The organism is Microvirga sp. HBU67558 (assembly GCF_018069605.1).
GTDB lineage: Bacteria > Pseudomonadota > Alphaproteobacteria > Rhizobiales > Beijerinckiaceae > Microvirga > Microvirga terrae.
In genome coordinates this window covers 1-235 of sequence record NZ_JAGPUP010000016.1, presented here as the reverse complement: position 1 = coordinate 235, position 235 = coordinate 1, and the positions used below count along the sequence as shown (strand labels likewise).

The window sequence follows — 235 nt, the reverse complement described above, 5'->3', positions numbered from 1 at the left end:
TCCCGGGAGGGCGGAGGTCTTCTGGCCCGCGGCATCGAACTGCTTGAGGTAGGCGAGCAGGTCCTTGATGCGCTGCTCGTCCTTGAGGCCGGCATAGACCATCTTGGTGCCTGGCACCTTGGCCTTGGGATCCTTGATGTACTCGGAAAACGTCGCCTCGTCCCAGGTGATGCCGGAGTTCTTGTTGGCGGGCGAGTAGTTGTAGCCCTCCACCGTGCCCGCCTTGCGGCCGATG

1 protein-coding gene is annotated in these 235 nt (G+C 63.4%); it reads right to left on the bottom strand.

Going from position 1 to position 235, the window contains the following annotated elements; genetic code table 11:
* Positions 1 to 235 (bottom strand): cytochrome c family protein (locus KBI52_RS00065; protein ID WP_371823078.1); only part of this gene is annotated, 235 nt, incomplete at both ends.